General features: G+C 73.9%; 6 protein-coding genes and 4 tRNA genes. 6 read left to right on the forward strand and 4 right to left on the reverse strand.

Annotated features, from left to right (window positions below; translation table 11 throughout):
* Nucleotides 1–359: 359 nt before the first annotated feature.
* On the forward strand, nt 360–929 hold the full coding sequence (locus ACWD4P_RS37715) for a CGNR zinc finger domain-containing protein (protein ID WP_449782756.1): 570 nt from the start codon (nt 360–362) through the stop codon (nt 927–929).
* Between the two features lie 40 nt (nt 930–969).
* Here the strand turns inward: ACWD4P_RS37715 and ACWD4P_RS37720 are convergent, their stop codons facing one another.
* Nucleotides 970–1,431: a hypothetical protein gene (locus ACWD4P_RS37720; RefSeq protein ID WP_449782757.1), complete on the reverse strand. Its 462-nt coding sequence runs from the start codon at nt 1,429–1,431 to the stop codon at nt 970–972.
* Between the two features lie 110 nt (nt 1,432–1,541).
* Here ACWD4P_RS37720 and ACWD4P_RS37725 point away from each other — a divergent pair, with 110 nt between their 5' ends.
* Nucleotides 1,542–2,042 carry a DsbA family protein gene (locus ACWD4P_RS37725; protein ID WP_359830440.1) on the forward strand — a complete coding sequence of 167 codons (501 nt, stop codon included), beginning with the start codon at nt 1,542–1,544 and terminating at the stop codon, nt 2,040–2,042.
* A 12-nt stretch (nt 2,043–2,054) separates the two neighbouring features.
* On the opposite strand, the gene ACWD4P_RS37730 is transcribed toward ACWD4P_RS37725, so the two are convergent.
* The 3 genes from ACWD4P_RS37730 to ACWD4P_RS37740 form a co-directional block, all read right to left on the reverse strand.
* Entirely contained in the window at nt 2,055–2,903 is an 849-nt protein-coding gene (locus tag ACWD4P_RS37730) for a GNAT family N-acetyltransferase (protein WP_359830438.1), read from the reverse strand.
* Between the two features lie 78 nt (nt 2,904–2,981).
* Nucleotides 2,982–3,812 (reverse strand): aminotransferase class IV, encoded by an 831-nt coding sequence (locus ACWD4P_RS37735; protein ID WP_449782758.1) that lies wholly within the window; start codon nt 3,810–3,812, stop codon nt 2,982–2,984.
* Between the two features lie 12 nt (nt 3,813–3,824).
* Entirely contained in the window at nt 3,825–4,925 is a 1,101-nt protein-coding gene (locus ACWD4P_RS37740) for a chorismate-binding protein (RefSeq protein WP_359830434.1), read from the reverse strand.
* A gap of 319 nt (nt 4,926–5,244) precedes the next feature.
* On the opposite strand from ACWD4P_RS37740, the gene ACWD4P_RS37745 reads away from it, so the two are divergent.
* From ACWD4P_RS37745 to ACWD4P_RS37760, 4 genes are all read left to right on the forward strand, one after another.
* Nucleotides 5,245–5,317: transfer RNA gene (locus tag ACWD4P_RS37745), tRNA-Gly, on the forward strand.
* Between the two features lie 40 nt (nt 5,318–5,357).
* Nucleotides 5,358–5,431, forward strand: a tRNA-Cys gene (locus ACWD4P_RS37750).
* A gap of 33 nt (nt 5,432–5,464) precedes the next feature.
* Nucleotides 5,465–5,536 (forward strand) — tRNA-Val (locus tag ACWD4P_RS37755).
* A gap of 41 nt (nt 5,537–5,577) precedes the next feature.
* Nucleotides 5,578–5,649: transfer RNA gene (locus tag ACWD4P_RS37760), tRNA-Val, on the forward strand.
* The last annotated feature ends 23 nt before the right edge of the window (nt 5,650–5,672 follow it).

Genomic DNA, 5,672 nt, shown 5'->3' on the forward strand with positions numbered 1-5,672 from the left:
CGCGGGGGCGGGGGGGGGGGCGGGCGCCCCCCCCCCCCCCGCCGCGCCCCCCCCCCCCCGCGGCCCCCGGCCGCCGGGCCCGCACCCCCCCCCGTTGGCCGGCCCCCGCCCCGGGGCGCCGACGTCTTCGCGGGACCCTGCACGTCCGGTGGCGCCACCCGCCGCCGCTGGGCGCGTCGGACGGCGCCGGACACCGCCCCGGGGCCCGACGGCCCGATCCGCGCCCGGTTTCGGGCGCCTTGCCGGACTCCGCACACATCTTCGAACAAAGGCTCCGCCCCGCCGGTACGAGGCCCGGTATGGTCTGGGGTAACCGCGGACGCGGGGTATCGGAGTCCCCTGCGCGAGGAGCCCCCAACGTGCTGATCACCCATGACACCGAGTGCGCGCTGAGCCTCCTCGTGGAGCTGCTCAACACCGCACCCGAGGTGTGCGGCGCCGAGCGGCTGCCGGACGTCGCCGCGCTGGACGCCTTCGTGGTCCGCCAGGAGATCAGCGAAATCGACACGCTGACCGAGGACGACCTGCGGCGGGTGCACGAGCTGCGCACCCGGCTGCGCGAGGTGTTCGCCACCGAGTCCACCGAGGCCGCCGCCGAGCTGGTCAACTCGCTCGTCGCGGCCGCCGGGACGACACCCCGGCTGACCAACCACGACGACCACGACTGGCACATCCACTACTTCGCGCCGCACGCCGCGCTCGGCGACCACCTGGCGGCCGAGCTGGGCATGGCGCTGGCCTTCATCCTGATGGCCGGCGAGCGGGAGCGGCTGCGCCGCTGCGAGGCACCGGACTGCGCGCGGGTCTTCGTGGACCTCTCCCGGAACCGCTCGCGGCGCTACTGCGACAGCCGCACCTGCGGCAACCGGCTGCACGTCGCCGCCTACCGCGCGCGGCAGCGGTCGGCGGAGACCGTCCCCTCCGCCTGACCCGCCCGCCGCCCGTCCGGCCCCGTTCGGGCCCTTCCGCTCAGATGCCGCGCTTGCGGAGGATCTCCTCGATGTCGGCGAAGTCGCCGAGGCCGTCCTCCCGCGGGGCCGCGGACTGCTTCTTCGGAGCCCTGGGCGCGGGCGCCACCGCCGGGCGCTCGGGCGCCGGGTCGGCCGCGGCCGCGCGCCGCGGAGCGTCCTCCACCTCCGCGCCGCCGCGGCGCCCCACCCAGCGGGTGGTGACCAGCAGGACCGTGGAGACACCGAGCAGGGCGATGCCCGTCCACACCCGGGGGTCGAGGACCAGCCTGGTCGCCCAGTCGGCGGCCTCCCGGGCGATCGTGCTCGCCAGCGGGAACAGGCCGGTCAGGTAGAGACCGGCGGGCAGCAGGGCCACCGCGAACCAGCGGGTCGCCGACAGGAAGCGCCGCCGGTAGGCCCGCAGCCCCGCGAAGGCCACCCCGCCCGCCGTGAGGATGAAGCTGATCGCCGCGCTCAGCACGGGGCCACCCCTTCGTGTCCGGTCGTCGTGGTCATCGGTGCCTTCCTCTCGGTCCGCCCTCGGGCGCACCTCCGGCCGGAGCGGGCGCCCACTAGTGGAACACTGAGGGAATGATCGATGGTTCCCTCCCCCGCCTCGAGTTCTGGTGCGACCTCCAGTGCCCGGACTGCCACACCGCGCTGGACGACGTACGGGCGCTGCGCGCGCAGTACGGCGACGCCCTGCCCGTGGAAGTGCGGCACTTCCCGCTCGAGAAGCACAAGCACGCCTACGCCGCCGCGGAGGCCGCCGAGGAGGCGTTCGCCCAGGGACTGGGCTGGCCGTTCGTGGAGGCGCTGCTGGCGCGGACCGCGGAGCTGGACGCACGCGGGCAGCAGGTGCTGCTGGACGTGGCCCGGGAGGTCGGGGCGGACGTCGACGAGGTGGACACCGCGCTGATCGACGGCCGGCACATGCTGACCGTCGACGCCGACCAGGCCGAGGGCAAGGCGATCGGGGTCACCGGCACGCCGACGTACGTGATCGGCGGCAAGCGGCTCGACGGCGGCAAGAGCCAGGACGGGCTGCGCGAGCGGATCGTGGCCGTCATCGAGGCGGCGAAGGCTTCCTGACCGCACGCCCGGTCACAGCTGCTTGCCGTAGACGCGCTCGGTGACCCGGTAACCGAGCGAGGTGTAGAGCCGGATGGCGACATCGTTGCCGGTGAAGACGTTGAGGCCGAGGTGCCGCACCCCGGCGGCCAGGCACTCGCGTTCGGCGAGCAGCATCAGCGTGCGTCCGTGCCCCTCGCCCTGATGGGCCGGGGACACCTCGACCTTCATCACCCAGGCGAGCGGTTCGCCGTCCGGCAGGTCGCGCAGGCGCGGTTGCAGCCAGAGCAGGCCGTAGGGGCCCTCCCCGCCGTTGGCGCCGTACAGGCGGCGCACGACCATGCCGGGGGCCTCCGGGTCCGGCGGGGGCGGGCTCTGCGGCCCCGCGGCCACGCGGGCGCGGGCCTGTTCCTCGGTGAGTCCGGAACCGACCAGAATGCGGACGTAGTCGTCTGCGGACTCCTCGTACCAGGCCCGGAGTTCGGCCGGGTCCTCGAAGGGGCGCGCGCTCACCCCGGCGGGCAGTTCGGGGGCGTCGACCAGCGGCTTGGACATGGCCAGGGCCCGCTCCGTGTAGCCGAGGGTCGCGGCGAGCCCCCGGGCCGCCGCGGCCGCGGCCGGGACGGCGACGTCGACCCGGGTGCAGCCCCACGTGCGCAGCACCTCCTCGGCGGCCAGCCCGCCGAACGTGCCGCGTCCCCGGCCGCGGCCCTCGGTGACCTCCAACTCGGATATTCTCCCGAAGAGTTGATCGCCCCACGGGTCGGCGGTGGTGCGCAGCGCGCCGACCGGGTGGCCGTTCGAGAGGATCAGCCAGCGTCTGGTGCGGCCGCCGGCCGCGGTGGGTGTCTCCGGGCCCTCGGGGCGCAGCGTGGTGGTCATGTGGTGTGCCTTCCCCCTGCACCGAGGGTTATCCACCCGGCCGGCGCGCTCTGCCGATCCGTTCGCCCGGGGACGGGATCAGGGGTCGAGGTCGTCGCCGCTGCGCTCGGCGAAGACCGCCATGGCCTTGGCGGTGACGGGGCCGATGCCGGGGAGTTCGCGGTCGTCGACGCGGGTGACGGCCTGGACGTCGCGGGTGGTGGAGGTCAGGAAGACCTCCTCGGCGTCCCGGAGGGCGTCGAGCGGGAGGTCGGTCTCCTCGGCGCCGCACCAGTCGACGACGAGCTGCCGGGTGATGCCGGCCAGGCAGCCGGAGGCGAGGGTCGGGGTGAGCAGGCGGCCGCCGAGGACCACGAAGACGTTGGAGCCGGTGCCCTCGCAGAGCAGGCCGGCGGTGTTGGCGAACAGGGCCTCGGAGGCGCCGGCCCGGTGGGCGGCGGCCAGGGCGACGACGTTCTCGGCGTAGGAGGTGGTCTTGAGGCCGGCGACGGCGCTGTGCTCGTTGCGGCGCCACGGGACGACCGCCACCGCCGTCTCGTCCGGGCGGCGGCCGATCGCGCTGAGGGCGACGACCAGGGTGGGGCCGGCGGTGCCGCGCTCGGAGCTCAGCGGACTGTTACCGCCGGTGTAGGTGATGCGCAGCCGGCCGAGCGGCGCGGGGTTGGCGGCGAGGACCCGGGCGCAGGCCTCGCGGAGCAGGTCGTGGTCGGGGTCGGCCAGGCCGAGGCCGCGGGCGGAGCGGGTGAGCCGGTCGAGGTGGCGGGTGACCGCGAAGGCCCGGCCGTCGACCGTCTTCAGGGTCTCGAAGACGCCGTCGCCGGTGGTGAGGCCGTGGTCGAGGACCGAGACGGCCGCGTCGGCGGAGTCGACGAGGGCGCCGTTGACCCAGCTCGTGGTGCGGTTGTGCATCGAGTGCTGCTCCTAGGCGGTGAGGGCTGGGGCCCCGGTCGGGTCGGATCCGCTGCCGGATGCGCCACCGGGCTCGCTGCCCGACGCTATCGCGACCAGGCGGGCGGCCTTCAGTTCGGTTTCGGCCCATTCGCGCTCGGGGTCGGAGCCCCAGGTGATGCCGGCACCGGTGCCGAAGCGCAGGACGGGTGCGCCGGGGTCCGTCCGGTCGATCCAGAAGGTGCGGATGCCGACGGCGAGTTCGGCCTCGCCGCGGTCGGCGTCGACCCAGCCGACGGCACCGCAGTACGGGCCGCGCGGGGCGGTCTCCAGGGCTTCGATGATCCGCAGGGCGCTGGACTTGGGGGCTCCGGTGACGGAGCCGGGCGGGAAGGTGGCCGCGAGGAGTTCGGGCCAGCCGTCGCCTTCGCGCAGGGTGCCCTCGACGGTGGAGACGAGGTGGACCAGACCCGGGTGCTTCTCGACGGCGCAGAGGTCGGGGACGGTGACGCTGCCGGTCTCGCAGACCCGGCCGAGGTCGTTGCGGACCAGGTCGACGATCATCACGTTCTCGGCGTGGTCCTTGTCGAGGAGGTCGTCCTCGGTACGGCCGGTGCCCTTGATCGGACCGGAGGAGACGGTGCGGCCGACGCGGCGCAGGTAGAGCTCGGGCGAGGCGGTGGCGATCTCGACGCCGTGGTCGGGCAGCCGGATGGTGCCGGCGTACGGGGCGGGGTTCCCGTGGGCGAGGAGGCCGGTGAGGGCGTCGACGTCGCTGCGGTCCGGGTCGGGCAGCGGCGCGGAGAGCACCCGGCAGAGGTTGGCCTGGTAGACCTCGCCGGCGGCTATGTGCTCGCGGATGCGGCGGACTCCCGCGGTGTAGGCGGCGCGGTCGAGGGAGCTGTGCCAGCTGCCGGCCTCCGGTCCGCGCCAGCCGGCGCCCGACGGCGGGGCGGGCGCCGGGCGGACCTCGTCGAAGCGGGCACAGGTGAGGCGGCCCTCGAAGTCGTAGGCGACGGCCCAGTGGCCGGCGGAGTCGAGGGCGGCCGGGTCCGAGGTGACGTCGCGCAGTCCGGTGGCCAGACGGCCGCCGAAGCGTGCGAGCGGGGTGCGGGGGTCGGGGTGACCGGACACGGTTCTCCTGCGCGGTGGTGCTGGGGGCGGTGCCTGAAGTGTAGGTCGGGGGCGCGGGAGAGCGGCGGCTCGCGCCCCCGCGTACGAGCAGGTGCGCGCGTCGCGTGGGTGTGCGCCGGGTGACCTGCGGATGATCGTCCGGGAGCGCCCCAGGTGGTGGCCGGTGCCCTCCCGGAAGGGCTGACGGGACGGCACTCACCGGCCATCCCCTCGGCATGCTGCGGGAACGGATTTTTAGCTGGCCCGGGAATCCGCTAGAGTTCAACACGTCGCCAGGGAGCGCAGCCGAAGAAAAGCGGTGAAGCCCCCCGGGAGACAGGCGGACGTGGCTCAGTTGGTAGAGCATCACCTTGCCAAGGTGAGGGTCGCGAGTTCGAATCTCGTCGTCCGCTCGATGGAGAACAGTGTAAGATCGTTCTTCATGCGTTGCCTGGTGGAGTGGCCGAGAGGCGAGGCAACGGCCTGCAAAGCCGTGTACACGGGTTCAAATCCCGTCTCCACCTCCAAGAGGATCCCCCGGTTCCACCGGGGGCCTCCCCGCGCGATTAGCTCAGCGGGAGAGCACTACCTTGACACGGTAGGGGTCACTGGTTCAATCCCAGTATCGCGCACGTCAGGCCCTTCGAGGCTTGCTGCAACACCACCGCACCAGGCGCGATTAGCTCAGCGGGAGAGCACTACCTTGACACGGTAGGGGTCACTGGTTCAATCCCAGTATCGCGCACGTCAGGCCCTTCGAGGCTTGCT

The sequence above is a fragment of the Kitasatospora sp. NPDC002543 genome, assembly GCF_053594915.1.